At 64.2% G+C, this 1351-nt stretch carries 1 protein-coding gene and 1 pseudogene; both read left to right on the forward strand.

Going from position 1 to position 1351, the window contains the following annotated elements; translation table 11 throughout:
• Nucleotides 1-116 precede the first annotated feature (116 nt).
• Nucleotides 117-391: pseudogene (locus ACFZDJ_RS03685) on the forward strand (hypothetical protein); the annotation flags it as partial.
• A 599-nt stretch (nucleotides 392-990) separates the two neighbouring features.
• Nucleotides 991-1287 carry a hypothetical protein gene (locus tag ACFZDJ_RS03690; RefSeq protein ID WP_390927747.1) on the forward strand — a complete coding sequence of 99 codons (297 nt, stop codon included), beginning with the start codon at nucleotides 991-993 and terminating at the stop codon, nucleotides 1285-1287.
• Nucleotides 1288-1351 lie beyond the last annotated feature (64 nt).

The raw sequence follows: 1351 nt of genomic DNA on the forward strand, positions 1-1351 counted from the left end.
CGTCGGCGATGCGGAGGTAGGGCGGTTGCTCAGACATGTGGAAAATCTAGTCCACTAGCTCTAATCTAGTTAACTAGCTTCACTCAAAGTGATCGCCAGTTAACGGAGGCTGCCCTGTGCCCGCTTCGGGAGTTCGCGCGGCGGCCATCGCTGCCCGGCTGTCCGCCGTCGGACTCCCTACACGCGTGAAGGAACACGAGGAGTTCACGTCGGTCGAAGCGGAGGTGCCGGAAGAGCTCTCCGCCGAGTCATGGAGGGAGGCCCTGCAAGCGGCGGCCGAGGCTGATCGGTTCGGGCTCCTCGCCACGAGCCTCGGTGACCGCACTCTCTGGGCGGTCTTACGCAAAGCGGTCCCACGACAAGCGATGTCGCAGGACCGAGCCATCAGCAACAGGAGCTGATTCAGCGTGCTCAACCGTATCCGCCATGCCGCCACGCTCACCAAAGCGCGGCACTCATCCAGGGGCAGACATCGCCGCCCCTTAACGCCCTCCCGACCGTCGACCGCTCCCGCTTCTGTTGCGCCCGCCGACGAGCCGACGGTCACCTTGGCTCGGGCCTCCGACTTGGCGAGACATCGCTACGTGCTGACCGGCGAAGAGAACTCGCTCGTCCGCCCCTACATGCTGGCTTGGGAGAAGCGCGCTCGACAGCACCCGACGGTTGCCGTTGCTCCTCATCTGCCGACCGAAGCATGGCCGACTCCCGTGGAGGCCATCTGATGCCCTCCCGACAGCAGACCTCCAGTCCGGACGCTTCGGGCGCCTCCTACCGCTCGATCGCCTGCCGGATCGGCACGCATCACGCATGCGCGGAGTCCTCCCCAGTCTCGGCTCCGATCGACGTGCCCGTGATCTACGAAGCCTGCGGCTGTTCATGCCATCCGGTATCCGACTGCTCCACACCCGACGAACGTGAACCGCCGAGCGGTTGGACACCTGGCAGTGCTCCGACATCCAACCTCGAAATTGCCGGAGGGCAGACGCAGCGATGACGGAGGAGAGTGAACTGAGACTGCTCCCGTGGGTAGGGCCGGAGGGTAAACCGTGCTACCTGAGCACCAACGATGGTGACGGTTTCATGTCCCGCTTGGCGGACCGCATCGAGACGGATCAACTCGACGCGGCGTCCAAACTGCTGAAGCACACACTGCAAGTACTCGATCACCGAACGGGCGACTTCAACGAACTACCGCTTCTCACGGCCCAGCTAGCTGCGGCACTGGGGGACGTGTTGCGTGTAGCGACCAGCCGCGGAATGCGTCTGGCAACGCCAGAGCATCTTTGAGGGAGGCACGGCCATCTGACCGTTGAGGGCAACTCCCGGTCGGGCCGTGGCCAGTACAGCAGGG

Source organism: Streptomyces sp. NPDC007896 (assembly GCF_042959425.1).
Taxonomy (GTDB): domain Bacteria; phylum Actinomycetota; class Actinomycetes; order Streptomycetales; family Streptomycetaceae; genus Streptomyces.

What these genes read in the sequence shown, in the direction of transcription:
- ACFZDJ_RS03690 (WP_390927747.1), top strand. Translation starts at nt 991, where the DNA reads ATGACGGAGGAGAGTGAACTGAGACTGCTCCCGTGGGTAGGGCCGGAG.